The sequence below is a fragment of the Streptomyces sp. NPDC048420 genome, assembly GCF_040651535.1.
GTDB lineage: Bacteria > Actinomycetota > Actinomycetes > Streptomycetales > Streptomycetaceae > Streptomyces.
Genome location: NZ_JBEZKG010000017.1, coordinates 91,236 through 108,193, shown reverse-complemented (window position 1 = coordinate 108,193; position 16,958 = coordinate 91,236). Strand labels below are relative to the sequence as shown.

Below are 16,958 nucleotides of genomic sequence, written 5' to 3'. Positions count from 1 at the left end.
AGGGGTCCTTCGCCATCCCTCTCAGGTACTACAGGTACCGCAGGCCTGGCGATCAGTAGCCCGACGGCCGCACCAGCCCCGACTCGTACGCGAACACCGCCGCCTGCGTCCGGTCCCTGAGGCCCAGCTTCACCAGGATGCGGCCCACATGGGTCTTCACCGTCTGCTCGGCCACGACCAGCCGCTCGGCGATCTCCGCGTTCGACAGGCCCTGCGCGATCAGGGCGAGGACCTCCGTCTCCCGCTCGGTCAGCTCGCCGACCCGGCTCTTGAGCGGGGAGCGGGGCCGGTTGTCGAGGCGGGAGAACTCGGCGAGCAGCCGCCGGGTGATGCCGGGCGCGAGCAGGGCGTCCCCGGCCGCCACCACCCGCACGGCCTCGGCGAGCTGCTCCGCGGAGGCGTCCTTCAGCAGGAACCCGGACGCGCCGGCCCGCAGCGCCTCGTAGACGTACTCGTCGAGGTCGAAGGTGGTCAGCACCAGGACCCTGATCTCCGGGCGCTCACCCGTGATGCGGCGGGTGGCCTCGATGCCGCCCAGCTCGGGCATCCGGATGTCCATCAGGACGACGTCCGGGACGAGTTCGGCGACCTTGGCGATCGCGTCGAGTCCGTCGACCGCCTGCCCGATCACCTCGATACCGGGCTGGGCGCCCAGCAGCACGCTGAAGCCCTGCCGGACCATCTGCTGGTCGTCGGCGATGAGTACGCGGATACTGCCACTCGTGCCGCTCGTCATGCGGTGTCGTCCTTCGGGTCGGTGAGCTGGTCGGTCGCGCCCGGGGGTGCCGTCGGAAGATACGCGGCCACCTCGTAGCCGCCGTCGGGCCGGGGGCCGGCGCGCAGGGTGCCGCCGAGCATCGCGGCCCGCTCCCGCATGCCGAGCAGGCCGTGCCCCGCGCCCGGGGAGGACGGCACGCTGCGGGTGGGCCGTGAGTTGACCACCCGCACGTCCACCCCGTGCACGTAGTGGACGAGCGCGACGGAGGCGGTCGCGCCGGGCGCGTGGCGCAGGACGTTGCTCAGCGCCTCCTGCACGATCCGGTACGCCGACAGGTCCACGCCGGGCGGCAGCGGCCGCCGGACACCTCGCACGTCGACGTCCACGGTCAGTCCGGCCGCCCGGGTGTTCTCCACCAGCGCGTCGAGCCGGTCGAGGGTGGGCTGCGGGGCGTGCGGGGCGGTGCCGGTGGCGGGGTCGGCGGACTGCTCCACCGTGTCGGGGTGCTCGGCGCGCAGTACGCCCAGGACCCGGCGCAGCTCGGTCAGGGCTTCCAGCGCGTTCTCCCGGATGCCGGCGAGGTTCTCCTGGAGTTCGTCGGACGGGTTCTCCACGAGGTGCGGGGCGACCTGCGCCTGGATCGAGATGACGGACATGTGGTGGGCGACGACGTCGTGCAGCTCGCGCGCGATACGGCTGCGCTCCTCCAGCAGGGTGCGGCGGGCCCGCTCCTCGGCGGTGAGGGTGGTCTGCTCGACGAGCGCCTTGCGGGCCTCCCGTCGGCCGCGCAGGGCGGTGCCGAGCACCACCACCACGGTGAACAGGATGGCTGCGAGCACCCCGGTGGGCTGGAAGTCGGCCGCACCCAGCACGCCCTCGATGAGGTACGTGAGAAGCAGGGTCACCGCCAGCGCCTCGACGGCCACCCGCGCAGGCACCCGCAGGGCGAGCAGCAGCAGTACGGCCATGTGCCCGATGAGTCCGGCGGAGCTCCAGGGCCAGGTGAATCCGTGCGCGCCGCCGGCCAGCAGTTGTCGGCGGACCTCGATGGCACCGACCACCATGGCCACGGACGAGACCCACCACGCGGGGACCGGCCGCCACAGCGCGAACACGACGGCTGCACCCTGTGCGAGGCCGATCGCGAAGGCGAGCGTGAGCCCTGCCCCGCCGCCGTCCGAGAGTTCCCCCACGGCGCCGACCGTGACCCCGAAGGCCACCATGCACACCACACCGTGCGGCAACCACCGCAGCCACACCGACGGAGGCAGCGGATCGGCCCGCAGCGTGCACAGGTCGGTGCGCAGCGCTCCCAGCCAGCGCTGGAGACGTCCCACGACCACCTGCTGGACCCCCGTATCCCTCACGCCGACCACCCTAGGCACGATGCGCCTCCTTCGCTGCGGCCGCCTCCGTACGGCGGTGGACGCGGATCACCCGGGACGGACGGCCCCCGACCCTGCGCGGCCCCTGCTCGAAGGACCGGAAGGCCGACCAACACACCGCCAGGGCGAGGACGAACACCGGGAGCCAGGCCAACCGGGCCGCCACCCAGCCCAGTCCGTCGGGGACGGTGTGCAGGCCGGGCAGCCGGCCCGCGGCGAGGCCGGTGGCCGTGGTGGCCATCAGCGCCGTCTGATGCCAGAGGAAGATCGTCATCGCGGAGAGGTTGACGAACGCCACCGCCGCCCAGACCGGAGGACGTCGCATACCCCGGCGCAACCGGTCGCGCAGCAGCAGGGCCAGACCGCACTGGGCCAGACCGAAGGTGACGGCGGCCAGCGTCGGCGGGTTCAGGTTGGAGACGGAGGCGCCCGGCACCCCGACCATCGACGCCGGATACCCCGCCCACAGGACGAGCACCGCGGTCACCACCGCACCGCCGCCGAGCAGCAGCCATCCGGCGCGCCGCCCCTCCAGCTCACCCCGCGTCCAGGCCGCGCCCAGCGTGTACGGCACCAGCCAGCCGGCTGCCAGGTTCACCCAGCCGAGCCAGTCCGGGCCGCCGAGCCCGAAGCGCACGATGTCCACATGCAGGACGACGGCCAGCGGCCACAACGGGTGGAGCCGCAGCAGCAGCGGGGTCGCCGCCGTCAGAGCGCTGAAGACCAGGAGGAACCACATCGGGGACAGTGCGAGTTTGACCAGCGTGCGGACCGTCTCGAACTGAGCCCCCCTCAGCAGCAGGGCCGTCGCAGCCACCGTCCACAGGGCGAGAAGGACGGCCACCGGCTTGAAGAGCCGTGACAGACGGCTCGTCAGCCACTGTCCGTACGTCGTCCCGCGCGCGCGTGCCGAGGTGTAACCGCGTGTCGCCACATGGCCGCCCACCAGGAAGAACACGGCCAGCGTCTGGAAGGCCCAGGAGATCGGGGCCAGCCAGGGCATGTGCTGCAACGGACTCGCGGTGTGCAGGGCGCCGCCGTCGGCGACCAGGGCCGTCACCAGCCAGTGGCCGAGGACGACACCGAGGATCGCGAAGGCGCGCAGGGCGTCGACGGCACGGTCCCGCTCCGGGGGTGTGGCCGCGTCGATCTGGGCGGCGGCCCGGCGTATGCCGTCGGCGCCTCGGCGAAGGCCATAGTCGGTCTCAGGCACGGGTCACCTCCGCGGTGTCTCCGAGGACGATCCGGGCGAGGTTGGTCAGGGAGACCGAGCCCGGGCTGAAGTAGTCGCTGTGGCCGCCCTCTCCGGCGGCGAAGACGTGGGCGCCGAAGGCCGGGGAGACCGGGTCGGTGCCGAAGCCGACGGTGACGCCGAAGAGGTCGGTCCTCACATGGGGGACCTCGCCGACCCAGTCGTCCTGACCCCTGGCCGCCCAGATCCGGGCGGGGGTGTGCAGGGCCGCGGCGGTGTCCGCGCCGGTGCCCGGGCTGCCGACCAGGGCCAGGTCGTCGATGTCCAGGTGGCTCACGGCCCTTCCGCAGACGACCGTGCCGTAGGAGTGGCAGACGAGGGAGACGGTGGTGTGACGGCCTACGACGCCCTGGAGCCGGCGTATGAACGCGCGCAGGTGGGGTGCCGCTTCGTCCGCCCTGTCCGTGGTCAGGACCGTGGTGCTGACCGTGTCCGGGGTGCGGTAGCCGAGCCAGGCGACCACCGCGGTCCGGGTGCCGTGGGGAGCGGTGCGGGTGAGTTGCCGCTGCAGGGCCGCCGCCGTCGCCCGGAAGCGGTCGTAGGTGTCCAGGGAAGTGTCGGAGCCGGGCACCAGGACGGCCACGTGGTCGGCGCGGGCGAGATCGCCGAAGACCTCTGTCGCCCTTCCCGGGCCCCGGCCGTCGAAGGTGAGCAGGTGGCGGGTGGGGGCGGCCAACTCCCTGTCCATCGCGGCGCGGTGGTCGTCGCCGTGGGCCGCGGCCATGCGGGCGGCCTCGGTGGCGTTGGCACTGTTGGCGGCGTAGATCTCGGCGAGGTTGGTGGCGGTGGGCTTCGGGAGGGTGGCGGGGGACGGGGACGGGATCTCGGGGCGGGCCGCTGCGGAGAGAGGGGCCACCACGGCCGCGGTGATGAGGGTGGCGAGGAGGGCCCGGCGCCATCTGTGGGATCGCCGGTCGTCCCCCCTGTGCCGCCGCGCGTCACCGCGGCCCTCGCGCCAACCCCTCCAGCTGCTCCCCACAGTCCCCGCCCCTTCCCGTCCGCCCGGCCATCGGGCTTGTCTGGAAGGGAAGTTACGGAGCGGCGGCTGTCGTCCGCGTCCCGCCAGGGAGCTCTTTGGAGTCGTAGCTCTCAGGTATTACGGGTATCACCGGGAGGGCGCGGACACGCGCCGGGAGGGCGCGGACACGCGCCGGAAACCGTCGTCACCACGCCAACTGCGCGATCTCCTCCGCCACCACCGCGCACGCGTCCGCCGCCGGGTCGATCAGCGGAAAGTGTCCGACGTCCTCGAGCAGCGTCAGGCCCACCACCTCGCCCGCCCTGGCCGCCGCGTCCGCGTAGGCCTCGGCGACCGCCTGCGGGACGACCGTGTCGGTGCGGCCCTGGACGAGGGTGGTCGCGATGCCGGTGGGCAGCAGGAGCGCGGGGTCGGCATAGGACAGACGAGCCGCGAACCCCTCCTCCCCGCCCAGGAGTTGACGGCAGGCCCCGCCGCACACGTCCAGCTTCTCGGCGACCGTGAAGTCGGCGATCGGGGCGAGGGCGACGACACCGCGCAGGGGCGCCGGACGGTCGGTGCGCCACGCGGCGTCGTCCGGCAGAAGGTGCCGGGCCGCGGCCCACAGCGCGAGGTGACCGCCCGCGGAGTGACCGGTGACCACCATGCGGCGCGGGTCGGCCTGCGGCAGGAACTCCCGTACGAGCGCGGGAAGGGCGTCCATCGCGGCGGCCACGTCGTCGAAGGTCTCCGGCCAACGCCCGGCGACGGGGCCGACGTCACCGGCCCCGGCGGCAGCGCCCCGCCGGTACTCCACGTTGGCCACCGCGAACCCCCGCCGCGCCAGGAAGTCCGCGAACGGTGTCACATGGCGCCGGTCGTACGGCGCCCGCCAAGCCCCGCCGTGCAGGACGACGACCAGCGGCGCGAGACCGCCCCCGGGGGACACAGCCTCGCGCGGGGCGTAGAAGTCGATCACCTGATCGGGATCGTCGCCGTACGCCGCGGTGACGTCGGGGTCGACCGCCGCGTGCGAGAAGGCCGACTCCTCCTCGGCCGCGGCGCGGGCTCCTGCGGCGGCACGGGCTGCGGCGTCGTCCGGCATGCTCCAACCTCTCAGCGGTGAAACGGATCTGACGGACCGTGAAAGATCCTGCAAGAGAATCCGGCCGTTGGCCGGGACGCTATCAGGCCGATGACGTGCGCGGACACGCGTGCCGAACCGGGCACCGTCCGTCCCGGAGGGCGTACCGCGCGTGTCCGTACGGCTGAGGCGCTGCGGCACTTCCGCGACGCCGCCACCGAACGCGCGGCGGTAACGGCGGCGAAGGCCGGGGTGCCCGTCACCCCGGCCTCACGCCACGACGAGCGATCAGCGGGCGAGCGTCTCCCCCAGCACCCGCGCCGCCCGCTCCACGTCCGCGAACCCGACGTACAGCGGCGTGAAACCGAACCGCAGCACGTCCGGCTGCCGGAAGTCGCCCACCACACTCCGCTCGATGAGCCGCTTCATCACCGCACCCGCGTCCTCGCAGCGCAGCGCGACCTGGCTGCCCCGCTCCCCGTGCGCCAGGGGTGTCACGCACTCGACGCGCCCCTCACCGACGTACGCCGAGACGCACTCCAGGAAGAAGTCCGTCAGGGCGAGTGACTTGGCGCGCACCGACTCGACCGGCACCCCGTCCCAGACCTCGAGGGCCGCCTCCAGGGCCAGCATGGAGAGGATGTCGGGCGTGCCGACCCGGCCCCGCAGCGCGCCCGGCGCCGGATCGTAAGAAGGCCGCATCCCGAAGGGCTCCACATGGGAGTTCCACCCGGGCAGCGGGGAGTCGAAGCGGTCCTGGTGCTCGCGGCGGACGTACAGGTACGCCGGTGAACCCGGGCCGCCGTTCAGGTACTTGTAGGTGCAGCCGACCGCGAGGTCCACGCCGTGCGCGTCGAGCCCGACCGGCAGGGCGCCCGCGCTGTGGCACAGGTCCCAGACGGCGATCGCGCCCGCCGCGTGCACGGCGGCGGTGAGTCCGGGCAGGTCGTGCAGGCGCCCGGTGCGGTAGTCGACGTGGTTGAGCAGGACGGCCGCCGTACGGCCGCTCAGTACGTCCGGCACCTCCGCCGGGGTCACCGCACGCACCGTGCAGCCGGTCATCCGGGCCGCGGACTCGGCGATGTACCCGTCCGTGGGGAAGGTGGTCGCGTCGACGATCACCTCGTCACGACCGGAGGCGGACCCGGAATCCGGACCACCCGCGAGCCGTACCGCCCCCACAAGTGCCTTGAAAACATTGACACTTGTCGAGTCGCCGACCACGATCTGCCCGGCCGCCGCCCCGACCAGCGGAGCGATCAGGTCACCGATCCGCTCCGGCGCGGTCCACCAGCCGCTCTCGTCCCAGGACCGGATCCTGAGCGACCCCCACTGACGGCGTACGACGTCCTCGACGCGCCCCGGGACGGCGGCCGGGAGCGCGCCCAGCGAGTTCCCGTCCAGATACACCACGTCGTCGAGCACGAACCGCGAGCGCACGCCCGCCAGTTCGTCGGCCGAGTCCAACTTCTCCGCGCGCAAGGTCAGTTCAGACATGGGACCGCGCCGTCCACAGCTCCGGGAACACGTTCTTCTGCGCGCGCTTCTCCAGCCAGGCCACCCCGGCGGAGCCGCCCGTGCCGGCCTTGGCGCCCATCGCGCGCCGGGTGGCGACGAGATGGTCGTTGCGCCAGCGCCACACCAGCTCGGCGACATCGGTCAACGCCTCGCCGAGACGGGCGAGTTCGTCGTCCTCGGGGCCGGAGTAGAGGGCCGTCCAGGCGGCCTCGACCTCCTCCGACGGCTCGTAGCGGCGCGAGACGTCACGCTCCAGCACGGCGGACGGGATCGCGTGCCCGCGCCGCGCGAGCAGCCGCAGCACCTCGTCGTACAGGCTCGGCTCGTGCAGCGCCTTCTCCAGCTCGGCGTGGACGCGGGGCGCGCCCCGGTGCGGGACGAGCATGGACGCGGACTTGTCGCCGAGCAGGAACTCCATGCGCCGGTACATCGCCGACTGGAAGCCGGAGCCCTCGCCGAGGGCGCTGCGGTACGAGTTGAACTGCGCGGGGGTCAGCTGGCCGAGCGGCTTCCAGGAGGCGTTCAGTGCCTCCAGTTCCCGTACGGAACGCTTCAGCGCGGCGACCGCGGTCGGCACGTCGTCGCAGCGCAGGGCGACCGTCGCGGTCTCCCACTCGTGCACGATGACGGTGAACCACAGCTCCATCACCTGGGTCGTGACCAGGAAGACCATCTCTCCGGGATCGTCGGAGAGGGTGTGCTGGAGGTGGGTGAGCACGTCCGCCTTGACGTAGTCCTCGTACGGCGTCGTGCCTTGGAAGTCGAGATGCGGGGTCTCGGGCTCCTGCGATTCCTGAGCCTCATGGGACGACATCGCTGTCTCCTGAAATACTCCGGGTAGCGGTCCGCCCCTGCCGTCTTCGACAGGACGCCCCGGTCCCCGCGGCAAATCCTCTTCGATGGTCCCGCAAAAAGGCAAGGTCCGCCTGAGCAGTCAGACGGACCTCACACTCCAGGACACTCCGAGGACGATCAGTGGGAGGGACCACGGTATGACCGAGCAGGAGTGGCTGGACAGCGTCGCGGCGCAGTTGCCGGAGCGGAACCTGGAATGGGTGGCGGACCTTGCCAGGACCTGCTCCACGGAGTGGGCGGGCGACAAGCCTCCGACGGGCGAGGTTCGCGAACCTGCCGCGCCAAGTGCCGCTGCCCATGACGGCGGCGATTCGAGGGCCGCCGGCGAGTCGAGGGGGTTTCCAGGGTCCCGCTCAAGGCGGCGGGATCCAAACTCACGACCTCTTCGTCCCGAATGAGGATCGGGTGGAGTCTGTACCGGGTCGATTGCTGTGTGGCCTGGTCAGGATGTTGGGGCGCGGCGGTGTCAGGTGGTTTGGAAGGGGCTTGGGGGGCGAGTTGGCTCCCGAGGAGTGCAGCCGTCGCACCCCAGGCCCGTGGTGCATTGCGGTTGGCCCCGGTCAGCAACTCAGGATGCATCACGATGGCGCCGTCCCAGGTGCCATTGGACGGTGCTCTGAAAGGTCAAGTGGTGATCTGCCACGTCAAGCGTCCGTCAGCCGTTGTCGGCAGGCGTCGTTCCAGTGGCGTGCTGGTCTCCAGCGCGGTGGCGACGGAATCGAGCAGATGGCTCAGGGATTCCCACATTACGTGCGGGGGGTAGGTCGTGGTGCCGAGCTCATCGTGCCATGCAATTCTGCGGGTTGCGTCATGGGGCTTGGTATCGAGTACCCAGTGGCTACCGCCGGCGTTGCTGGCGAAGGGGAGATCGTTTGGGTGCCAGAGGGCGTAGCCGTCACGGAGAATGAAGTGGGCGGCTCGGCCTTCGCGCTGTGTCTCCTCTTCGAGCCGGGTTGCGAACTGGCGTGTTGACACGATCTCCCGCGTACTCATGAGCTGGAAAGCGCCCAGGACGTCGAAGTACCCGCTGCCGTCGTGACGGAGGAGGGATTCGGCCAGTTCAGCGGGAAAGCGCTGCCCCAGAAGGGCTTGCGCGGCGTCGATCGCTCCTTGATCCGCAGCCGGAGGCAGCGAGGCAAAGGTTCGCGGTGCGTGTGCGGCGAGCCACCTCTCAAGGCGGTCCCATGAGCTGTTGATGGGCCTCGGTGTCATGGGCCCCCATGATGGCACCGGCACCTGTTGGGTGCCGGTGCCATCGAGGATTTCAGCGTGGAACCCCCATGCAGAAGGAGCATCCCAGGGATGGGAGGGGATCCCACGCGGAGAGACGCGAGCCGCCGCTTTCACTGGTGGCGGTGGCGGTCGTGTCCGAGGGGTCTTGCATCGTGAAGGCCGAACTCGACCGCAATGTGCCGGATTCAACCAGCCGGAAAGAGACGAACCGCGGCTTGTAGATGCTGGGATCGCGGTAGTGCGCCCCGGCCTCGCTCACCCGGCTGTCGAAGCTGTTGACGTTGTACGACAGGGTCCAGGTGTCGCCGGACGTGAGCGCGGGGTGGACGTGGGCGTTGTAGGTGAAGGCCTGGCCCTCTTCGCCGTAGGTGCCGTAGGGGCCGGCCTCGGGGGTGTAGTAGATCTCGTCGTGGTCGACCCAGTATCCGAACGGGCCGTAGGGATCGCAGCCCGACCAGACGCGGATCTTGGCGCTGAACGCCTGCGTGGTGTCCTGGCTGACGAGGGCGAAGTCGCCGTGCCAGGGCGTGACGCTGTACTCGTTGGAGATGCCGGAGAGCACGTCGTTCGCTTCGGTCTCGCCCCGCATCCACGCTTGTTGGCCGGTGTTGAGGTACTGCCACGCGTCGGTCCGGGACAGGTCGCTGCCCGCGACCCGTGCGACGCGCATCTTCTTGTTCACCGGGGCGTCGGAGACGCCGTAGATGTAGGTGTAGCCGTCGCCGCTCATCGAGGCGGGCAGCAGGCCGGCGCCCCACTGGGTGCCGGAGTCCGAGGGGATGGGGTCGATGGCGACGGGCTTCTTCAGGTTGCTGAGCGAGAAGGTGGCGACGACCATCCGGCTGATCTCGAAGTCCCACAGATCGGGGCCGAACTTGTGCCACTCGTGGAAGATGATCTGAAGGTAGTCCGTACCGCCGATGTTCGCGATCATGCCGTCGCCGAGCCAGTACCAGTACGAGGCTTCGGGCGAAGGCATCAGCGCCTGAGGACTCGCCGAGGTGCCGCCGGTGACGGTGGTGAGCTGTCCGCCGTTCTTGATGACGAAAAAGCTGTTGACCAGGGGTGCGCTCAGGGGGCGGGTGCCGTTGGCGTTGAGCGGGCCGAGGAAGGTGTCGGAGAACAGGAACAGCGTGCGTCCGTCGGGCAGTTTCACCGAGTACGTGGAGTCGCCGCCGGTCCATCCGTCCGGGGTCGTGGCGGCGTAGTCCAGCAGCTGGCCCTCCGGTGCCGCGTGCGGGCTGACGTTCTGGACCGCAGGCAGGCCGCTGCTCTGGCACTGGTGGTAGGTGACCGGCGCTGCGACTCCGGCCGGAGCGGTGGGTCCCAGATAGGTGCCGCCGCTGCCGTTGAGCAGGGTGACGAAGACGTCGTCCTCGCCGTACAGGATGAGCTGGGCGCCGTACCAGGCGCCGAGCCGGCTTCCCACCACGCGGTTGTGCGTGTAAGTCAGGGGTTTGACGGCGTAGTGGGCGTTGCCCGGGCCGCCGTAGTAGGAGCCCTGCTGGGTGGACTGGAAGGGGAACTCGTCGCAGTCGAGGGTGCCGCCCTTGGTGTATCCCTCGCCCCAGTATTTGATGCACTGGGCGCGTGACAGATCGTGGTTGTCGTCCTTGAGGTCGCTGTCGAGGCGGGTCAGCGACTTGCTGACGCTACCTCCCGGGATCTCCTTGGCCAGGGTCGAGAACGGCAAGCGGCGCATCAACCTCGACGAGGCCATCGGTTTCGCCGAGGTCTTCGGCATCGACCTGCGTAACCTCGTCGGGCCCCTCGCAACTCGCCGCCCAGGCCCGCGCCATGGAACTCATCGACGCCGTCGTGGACGCGTTCCGCGAAACCCAGCGCGCCAACGCCGCCTACACCCAGGCCCGTGACGCCCTGGACGCCTACCTCGCCGAGGACCCCGACATCCGCGAGGAAGCCGACGTGATGGTCTCCAACGCCATGGCCGAGGCGTCCGCCAAGCACCTCCTGGAGGCATACGGACCGCCGCCTACCCACCTGGACGAGGCCGACACCTCAGACGAGGCATAGCCACCGCTTTCCATCCACTCCCGCCCTGGGCCCGCAAACCCCCAGCACGGGCACCTCACCCCATCCCCAGTGATCGACCGGCGGACCGGTGTTGCCGCACCGACACCCGCCAGAAGAGGACCCACCCCTTGCGCCAACCCGCAACACGCCCTGCCTCCGCACCCACCCCGCGCACCGACTCCGCCCTCCCTCCCCGCATCCCGCCATCCCGTTCCCGTCCAACCGGCGGCCACAGCGGCGCGGCGCGGGCGGGGGAGGTTCTGCCGAAGACGAATGGCTGCGCCGAGTTGAGGCTCAGCTCCCCGCCCGCGACGAAGAGTGGGTCGACGACCTGCTCCGCATCTTCGGCATAGACCGGTCATGAACGAGCGGAGCCGGGTCCCCAGCCACAACGGGGACCCGGCATCCTCGTATCACCGGAGCACCGGCTCGATATCCGCCGGATCGAAGATCGGCCCGTTGGACGCGGGCTTGATGATGACCGCGCGGAAGACCTTGAGAACAGCGGCACGCCGCTGCTCGATCGCCAGCTTCTCCCACCGCTCCCGGATGTCTACGGGACCGGCCGCGAAAGTCGCGGCCTCGGCGCGGTGCAGGGCGCGTTCCCGATGCAGTTCCGCGACCTGCTTCTCCAGATCCTCTGTAAGCGCGATGTAGCGGGCAGCCGACATGCGGTGCTCCTGCCACGCCTGTTTGAACTCGGCCATGTCCCGTTCCAGGGAGGCCAGTTGTTCCTCCTTACCCCATTCCGGTGCGCGCACACGGACGTTCGCCGGCGCCCTGTCCGAGCTGAGGAACACAGCGTTCCTGATGAGGCGGTCGACTGGTTCGCCCGCCCTGGCCACTCCCCCACATCCACCGTCGTTCTTGCCGGGGCACGCGTACCTGAACTGGGATGACGTCTTCGACTTCCGGTATGACGGGAAGGCCCGCATCTTCGCACCACACCGCCCGCACCGGGCAATGCCCGAGAGCAGGTACTTGGTGGCGTAGTCCCTTACAGCTCGTCCCTCCGACTCACGCTGGATCTTCTCCGTGAGCAGATACCAGTGGTCGGGGGTGATGATCGGCTCCCAGTCGCCCACGACGGGCTCACCACTCTCGTCCAGGAACAACTCACCCTGGTGCATCCGGTAGCCACAGATCCGCGGGTTGATCAGCATCCGCTTGATCTTGGAGTCGTCGAAGAAGCCTCCACTGTGCGACCGGATCCCCTTGTCCCGCCACTCACGCGCGATCGACGCCCAACGGATGCCCCCCAGGAAGTCCTTCACCGCCTTTCGGAGGTTCTCGGCCTCTTCCTCCACCAGCGTCCTGCGGTCCTCGCGGTTCCATCCGTACGGCGCCCGACCACCAGGGAGCTTGCCCTTCGCCGCCAGTTCCAGGTGCTTGCGCCTTGTCCGCTTCGAGGTGTCCGCCGACGACTTGTTGGCGATGGTCACCTTGATCCGCGCGATGAACCGACCGTTCTCCGTGGACAGGTCGATGTCCGACGCCGAGACGGAATCGAAGACGAGCTGTCGCTTCCGGCGCTCGGCATCCTCGTACTCGTCGATCCACGCCTCCAGTTCACGCGGCTGGCGTGTGAAACGGTCGATGTCCCAGGCAACGACTCCGTCGATCCGCCCGGCCTTGAGGTCCTCCAACATCTGGCGGAACTGCGGGCGCACGGTCTTGCGCTTGTACGCCGAGAGGTCGTTGTCCTCGTAGACCCGGGCCACCTCCCAGCCCCTGGCGGCACAGTGCCGTCGGCAGTCCTCCTCCTGACGCGCGACGCCCAGCCCCTCGACCTCGTCGTCCTTGCTGATCCGGGTGTAGATGCCCACCCGTACGGCCCTGGAGGCCCCCCGTCGTGCTGCCATGCGCCGGATCGTCGCACATCGCGATCAGATACATCAAGCGCCATTCTCACTCGACCTCGATCCACGGCCGTTCTCTCCCGTAGACGTCCCGGATGGCGGGCCACAAGTGGCAGACTGGCGACATGACGACGCACAAGAACCTGCTCGGCGGCCCGGAGCCGACCTTTCTGCCAGAGAACGAAGAGGCGTACTCCCTGCTGGGCGAGGAGTCCCTGGCACCGACCGAGGTCGCGGCGAAGCATCCGACGTTCTCGCTCGCCTGGGCGATGCTCGCGGACGATGCCTTCGAGGCAGGGCGAGTGGTCGAGTCGTACGCGTACGCACGCACCGGCTATCACCGGGGGCTGGACTCGCTGCGCCGAGCCGGGTGGAAGGGGCACGGCCCCATCCCTTGGGACCACCGCGCCAATCGCGGCTTCCTGCGCTGCCTCGCGGCCCTCGCCCGCGCCGCCGGCGCGATCGACGAGAAGGACGAGACGGAGCGTTGCTGGCAGTTCCTCAAGGACAGCAGCGCCGAGGCGTATGCCGAACTGAAGCGGTAATCACCGCAGTCGAGACGTCTGTGCCGCCGTCACTCAAGCAGTGGTGGCGGCATGGAATGCAGAAATTGAACGATCACATGTAGCTCCGTTCCCTCTCCTCCGGGACCGAACTCTGGCCCGGGTTTTCGGCTGCGGGACCGTCGTGGCTGGTCGCGCCCACGCGGCGGAGCCGCATATCGATACAGCCCCGCGCCCCCAAGGTGGGTACAGCTGAACCGGCCTTCGCTGCCCCACCGGCCCGCGGCCGACCTACGACAGCCGCCTCCGAGCCCTCTCCCCCTCCAGCGGAGGTGCCAGAACGGCTCCATACGTCCGGCACTCCGGCCGACGGCACCCCGGCGGCAGCGACCGTACCGACGCGAAGGCGACCACCGCCCCCACCACCAACACCCCCGCACACACCGTCATCGCCCGTCCGAACGCGTCATCGAAGGCCGAAGCCGATCGATAGGCCTCCTCCCCCATCCCCGCGACCAGCGGCAACGCGGCCACCGCGATCAGCCCCGCCGCCCGGGCCGCCGCGTTGTTGATACCACTGGCGAGCCCGGCCCGCGAGGCGTCCACCGACCCCAGCACGGTCGCCGTCAGCGGTGCGACCAGCGTGACCATGCCGGTGCCGAGGACGAGCAGCGCGGGCACGACGTCCACCACATAGGACGCCCCCGGCCCGACCCGCAGCATCAGCAGCATCCCCGCCGCGCACAGCAGCGGGCCCACGGTGAGCGGGATGCGCGGTCCGATGCGGTCGGCGAGGGCACCCGAGCGGGCCGAGAACAGCAGCATGAGGGCGGTCGTCGGCAGCAGGGCCGCACCCGCCTGGAGGGCCGAATAGCCGACCACCACCTGGAGCTGGAGCGCGGCGAGGAAGAAGAAGCCGCCGAAGGCCGCGTAGACGCACAGGGTCACCACGTTGACCGCGGTGAACTGCCGGGACGCGAAGATCCCGAGCGGCATCATGGGGTCGGGACGGCGCTTCTCGACGGCGACGAAGGCCACCCCGGCCGCCACGCCCGCGACCGCCGTGGCGGCGACCACCAGGGAACCGGAGCGGGCCTCGATCAGCGCGTACGTCACCAGCGCGAGCGCCAGCGCGCCCAGCACCGCGCCGAGCACGTCGAAGCGCCCGTGATCGCTACGGCCGTCCGCGGACTCCGGAACATGCCGTACGGCGATCGGCACGCACACCAGCGCCAGCGGGACGTTGAGCAGGAACACCCACCGCCAGCCCGGCCCGTCCACCAGCCAGCCGCCCACGAAGGGCCCCACGGCCGCCCCGATGCCGCCGAACCCGGACCACAGGCCGACGGCCCGGCCCCGGTCGTCGGGATGGAAGGAGGCCTGGATCAGGGCCAGGGACCCGGGCGTGAGCAGGGCGCCACCCACCCCCTGGAGGGCCCGCGCGGCGACGAGGACACCGGCGTTCGGGGCGAGGCCGCACAGCAGGGAGGCGGCCGCGAACCACACGACACCCACCACGAAGACCTTGCGGCGGCCGTACCGGTCCCCGAGGGAGCCGCCGAGCAGGATCAGCCCGGCCAGCGTCACCATGTACGCGTTGACCGTCCACTGCAGGGCGCCGAGGTCCGCGTCGAGGTCACGGCCGATGCGCGGCAGGGCGACGTTGACGACGGTCGAGTCCAGCAGCGCCATGCTGGAGCCGAGGACGGTGGTGAGCAGGATCCACTTGCCTTGCGGCGAGGCCAGCCGGACGTCGGACATGCCCCAGGTATACAGCGAGCCCGGTGCCGTAGCACCGGGCTCACCGTAATCAGCCGTAAGAAGGCTTACTTGATCTTCGTGCCCGCCGAGCGCAGGTTCTGCGTGGCCTCGATGACACGGGCGGCCATGGAGGCCTCCGCGAGCTTGCCCCAGGTGCGCGGGTCGTAGGTCTTCTTGGAGCCGACCTCGCCGTCGACCTTCAGGACGCCGTCGTAGTTGCGGAACATGTGGTCGGCGACCGGACGCGTGAAGGCGTACTGGGTGTCGGTGTCGATGTTCATCTTGACGACGCCGTTCTCCAGCGCGGTGCGGATCTCCTCCTCGGTGGAGCCGGAGCCGCCGTGGAAGACGAAGTCGAACGGCTGCGACCCGGCCGGCTTGCCGAACTTGGCGGCCACGCCGTCGTTCAGCTCCTTCAGCAGGTCGGGGCGGAGGACGACGTTGCCCGGCTTGTACACACCGTGGACGTTGCCGAAGGAGGCGGCCAGCAGGTAGCGCCCCTTCTCACCGAGGCCGAGCGCCTCGACCGTACGCACCGCGTCGTCGACCGTGGTGTACAGGGAGTCGTTGATCTCGTGCGAGACGCCGTCCTCCTCGCCGCCGGTCGGGGTGATCTCGACCTCAAGGATGATCTTGGCGGCGCGGGCGCGCTCAAGCAGCTCCTGCGCGATGGAGAGGTTGTCGGCGAGGGTCTCCGCCGAGCCGTCCCACATGTGCGACTGGAACAGCGGGTTGCCGCCGGCCTTCACCCGCTCCTCGGACACGGCCAGCAGCGGGCGTACGTACCCGTCGAGCTTGTCCTTGGGGCAGTGGTCGGTGTGCAGGGCGACGGTGACCGGGTACTTCTCGGCGACGATGTGCGCGAACTCGGCGAGGGCCACGGAACCCGTGACCATCTCCTTGCTGTACTGACCGCCCAGGAACTCGGCACCGCCGGTCGAGATCTGGATGATGCCGTCGCTCTCGGCCTCAGCGAAGCCGCGCAGCGCAGCGTGCAGGGTCTGGGTCGAGGTCACGTTGATGGCCGGGTAGGCGAACTTGCCCGCCTTCGCCCGGTCCAGCATCTCGTTGTAGACCTCGGGGGTTGCGATCGGCATGTGTCCGCTCCTTGTATCTGCGGGTTGGCGTACGGCGTGCTTACGGCCCTGACCTAGACCTTGTGTGGGGGTTCGACGTCATCGTCGGCCTCATCTTTCCAGACTTGGCCGGATGGTCCATCCCGCGGTCGGTCCGTGGTCGGTCCGTGGTCAGTCCAGCCCCAGCTCGTCCTTCGAGTACGCGAAGAGGTACGGCACACCCGCGCCCTGCTCGATCTTCTCGGCGGCTCCGGTCGCCCGGTCCACGATGGTCGCCACGGCGACGACCTCGGCGCCCGCCTCGCGTACGGCCGCGACCGCTTCGAGCGGGGAGCCACCGGTGGTGGAGGTGTCCTCGACGACCACCACCCGGCGGCCCGCGATGTCCGGGCCCTCCACCCGCTTCTGCATGCCGTGCGCCTTCGCCGCCTTGCGTACGACGAAGGCGTCCAGCCTGCGCCCGCGCGCCGCGGCGGCGTGCAGCATGGCCGTGCCGACCGGGTCCGCGCCCATGGTGAGGCCGCCGACCGCGTCGAACTCCAGGTCGGCGGTCAGGTCGAGGAGCACCTGTCCGACCAGGGGCGCGGCCTCGCCGTCGAGGGTCACCAGACGGAGGTCGACGTAGTAGTCGGCCTCCAGGCCGGACGACAGGGTCACCTTGCCGTGCACCACGGCCTTGTCGAGGATCTGCTGCTTCAGGGCGGCGCGTGCGTCAGTCATGC

The 16,958-nt window shown here is 70.3% G+C and carries 14 protein-coding genes and 1 pseudogene; 2 read left to right on the top strand and 13 right to left on the bottom strand.

Annotated features, from left to right (window positions below; genetic code table 11):
• Positions 1 to 52 precede the first annotated feature (52 nt).
• From AB0D34_RS30390 to AB0D34_RS30350, 9 genes are all read right to left on the bottom strand, one after another.
• Entirely contained in the window at positions 53 to 736 is a 684-nt protein-coding gene (locus AB0D34_RS30390) for a response regulator transcription factor (RefSeq protein ID WP_329229653.1), read from the bottom strand.
• On the bottom strand, positions 733 to 2,055 hold the full coding sequence (locus AB0D34_RS30385) for a sensor histidine kinase (protein WP_362667381.1): 1,323 nt from the start codon (positions 2,053 to 2,055) through the stop codon (positions 733 to 735). Before AB0D34_RS30385 ends, AB0D34_RS30390 begins: the two co-directional genes overlap by 4 nt.
• Before the next feature lie 40 nt (positions 2,056 to 2,095).
• Positions 2,096 to 3,316 carry an acyltransferase gene (locus AB0D34_RS30380; RefSeq protein WP_362667079.1) on the bottom strand — a complete coding sequence of 407 codons (1,221 nt, stop codon included), beginning with the start codon at positions 3,314 to 3,316 and terminating at the stop codon, positions 2,096 to 2,098.
• Entirely contained in the window at positions 3,309 to 4,334 is a 1,026-nt protein-coding gene (locus AB0D34_RS30375; protein ID WP_362667077.1) for an alpha/beta hydrolase, read from the bottom strand. Before AB0D34_RS30375 ends, AB0D34_RS30380 begins: the two co-directional genes overlap by 8 nt.
• A 184-nt stretch (positions 4,335 to 4,518) precedes the next feature.
• Positions 4,519 to 5,418, bottom strand: a complete 900-nt coding sequence (locus AB0D34_RS30370) for an alpha/beta hydrolase (RefSeq protein ID WP_362667075.1) — start codon at positions 5,416 to 5,418, stop codon at positions 4,519 to 4,521.
• 267 nt (positions 5,419 to 5,685) lie between these two features.
• On the bottom strand, positions 5,686 to 6,894 hold the full coding sequence (gene kynU, locus AB0D34_RS30365; protein ID WP_362667072.1) for a kynureninase: 1,209 nt from the start codon (positions 6,892 to 6,894) through the stop codon (positions 5,686 to 5,688).
• On the bottom strand, positions 6,887 to 7,729 hold the full coding sequence (locus tag AB0D34_RS30360) for a tryptophan 2,3-dioxygenase family protein (RefSeq protein WP_362667069.1): 843 nt from the start codon (positions 7,727 to 7,729) through the stop codon (positions 6,887 to 6,889). Before AB0D34_RS30360 ends, kynU begins: the two co-directional genes overlap by 8 nt.
• Before the next feature lie 665 nt (positions 7,730 to 8,394).
• The gene (locus tag AB0D34_RS30355) at positions 8,395 to 8,982 is read right to left on the bottom strand and encodes an SMI1/KNR4 family protein (protein WP_362667066.1); all 588 of its coding nucleotides are present in this window, start codon (positions 8,980 to 8,982) and stop codon (positions 8,395 to 8,397) included.
• 52 nt (positions 8,983 to 9,034) lie between these two features.
• Positions 9,035 to 10,696, bottom strand: a complete 1,662-nt coding sequence (locus AB0D34_RS30350; RefSeq protein ID WP_362667063.1) for a hypothetical protein — start codon at positions 10,694 to 10,696, stop codon at positions 9,035 to 9,037.
• On the opposite strand from AB0D34_RS30350, the pseudogene AB0D34_RS30345 reads away from it, so the two are divergent.
• Positions 10,671 to 11,037: pseudogene (locus AB0D34_RS30345) on the top strand (helix-turn-helix transcriptional regulator); the annotation flags it as partial. The gene AB0D34_RS30350 and the pseudogene AB0D34_RS30345 overlap by 26 nt on opposite strands.
• Positions 11,038 to 11,450: 413 nt before the next feature.
• Here AB0D34_RS30345 and AB0D34_RS30340 read toward each other — a convergent pair.
• Positions 11,451 to 12,899 (bottom strand): recombinase family protein, encoded by a 1,449-nt coding sequence (locus AB0D34_RS30340; protein ID WP_362667061.1) that lies wholly within the window; start codon positions 12,897 to 12,899, stop codon positions 11,451 to 11,453.
• Positions 12,900 to 13,021: 122 nt separating this feature from the next.
• On the opposite strand from AB0D34_RS30340, the gene AB0D34_RS30335 reads away from it, so the two are divergent.
• On the top strand, positions 13,022 to 13,441 hold the full coding sequence (locus AB0D34_RS30335) for a DUF3151 domain-containing protein (protein ID WP_362667058.1): 420 nt from the start codon (positions 13,022 to 13,024) through the stop codon (positions 13,439 to 13,441).
• A gap of 249 nt (positions 13,442 to 13,690) precedes the next feature.
• Here AB0D34_RS30335 and AB0D34_RS30330 read toward each other — a convergent pair whose 3' ends face one another.
• The 3 genes from AB0D34_RS30330 to pyrE form a co-directional block, all read right to left on the bottom strand.
• Positions 13,691 to 15,160: an MFS transporter gene (locus AB0D34_RS30330; RefSeq protein WP_362667054.1), complete on the bottom strand. Its 1,470-nt coding sequence runs from the start codon at positions 15,158 to 15,160 to the stop codon at positions 13,691 to 13,693.
• Between the two features lie 65 nt (positions 15,161 to 15,225).
• Positions 15,226 to 16,257 carry a class II fructose-bisphosphate aldolase gene (fbaA, locus tag AB0D34_RS30325; RefSeq protein WP_362667051.1) on the bottom strand — a complete coding sequence of 344 codons (1,032 nt, stop codon included), beginning with the start codon at positions 16,255 to 16,257 and terminating at the stop codon, positions 15,226 to 15,228.
• Positions 16,258 to 16,407: 150 nt separating this feature from the next.
• A complete protein-coding gene (gene pyrE / locus AB0D34_RS30320) occupies positions 16,408 to 16,956 on the bottom strand; it encodes an orotate phosphoribosyltransferase (protein ID WP_362667048.1) in 549 nt (182 codons plus the stop codon).
• Between the last annotated feature and the right edge of the window lie 2 nt (positions 16,957 to 16,958).

What these genes read in the sequence shown, in the direction of transcription:
- AB0D34_RS30390 (WP_329229653.1), bottom strand. Translation starts at nt 736, where the DNA reads ATGACGAGCGGCACGAGTGGCAGTATCCGCGTACTCATCGCCGACGAC.
- AB0D34_RS30370 (WP_362667075.1), bottom strand. Translation starts at nt 5,418, where the DNA reads ATGCCGGACGACGCCGCAGCCCGTGCCGCCGCAGGAGCCCGCGCCGCG.
- kynU (WP_362667072.1), bottom strand. Translation starts at nt 6,894, where the DNA reads ATGTCTGAACTGACCTTGCGCGCGGAGAAGTTGGACTCGGCCGACGAA.
- AB0D34_RS30360 (WP_362667069.1), bottom strand. Translation starts at nt 7,729, where the DNA reads ATGTCGTCCCATGAGGCTCAGGAATCGCAGGAGCCCGAGACCCCGCAT.
- AB0D34_RS30355 (WP_362667066.1), bottom strand. Translation starts at nt 8,982, where the DNA reads ATGACACCGAGGCCCATCAACAGCTCATGGGACCGCCTTGAGAGGTGG.
- AB0D34_RS30340 (WP_362667061.1), bottom strand. Translation starts at nt 12,899, where the DNA reads ATGGCAGCACGACGGGGGGCCTCCAGGGCCGTACGGGTGGGCATCTAC.
- AB0D34_RS30335 (WP_362667058.1), top strand. Translation starts at nt 13,022, where the DNA reads ATGACGACGCACAAGAACCTGCTCGGCGGCCCGGAGCCGACCTTTCTG.
- AB0D34_RS30330 (WP_362667054.1), bottom strand. Translation starts at nt 15,160, where the DNA reads ATGTCCGACGTCCGGCTGGCCTCGCCGCAAGGCAAGTGGATCCTGCTC.
- fbaA (WP_362667051.1), bottom strand. Translation starts at nt 16,257, where the DNA reads ATGCCGATCGCAACCCCCGAGGTCTACAACGAGATGCTGGACCGGGCG.
- pyrE (WP_362667048.1), bottom strand. Translation starts at nt 16,956, where the DNA reads ATGACTGACGCACGCGCCGCCCTGAAGCAGCAGATCCTCGACAAGGCC.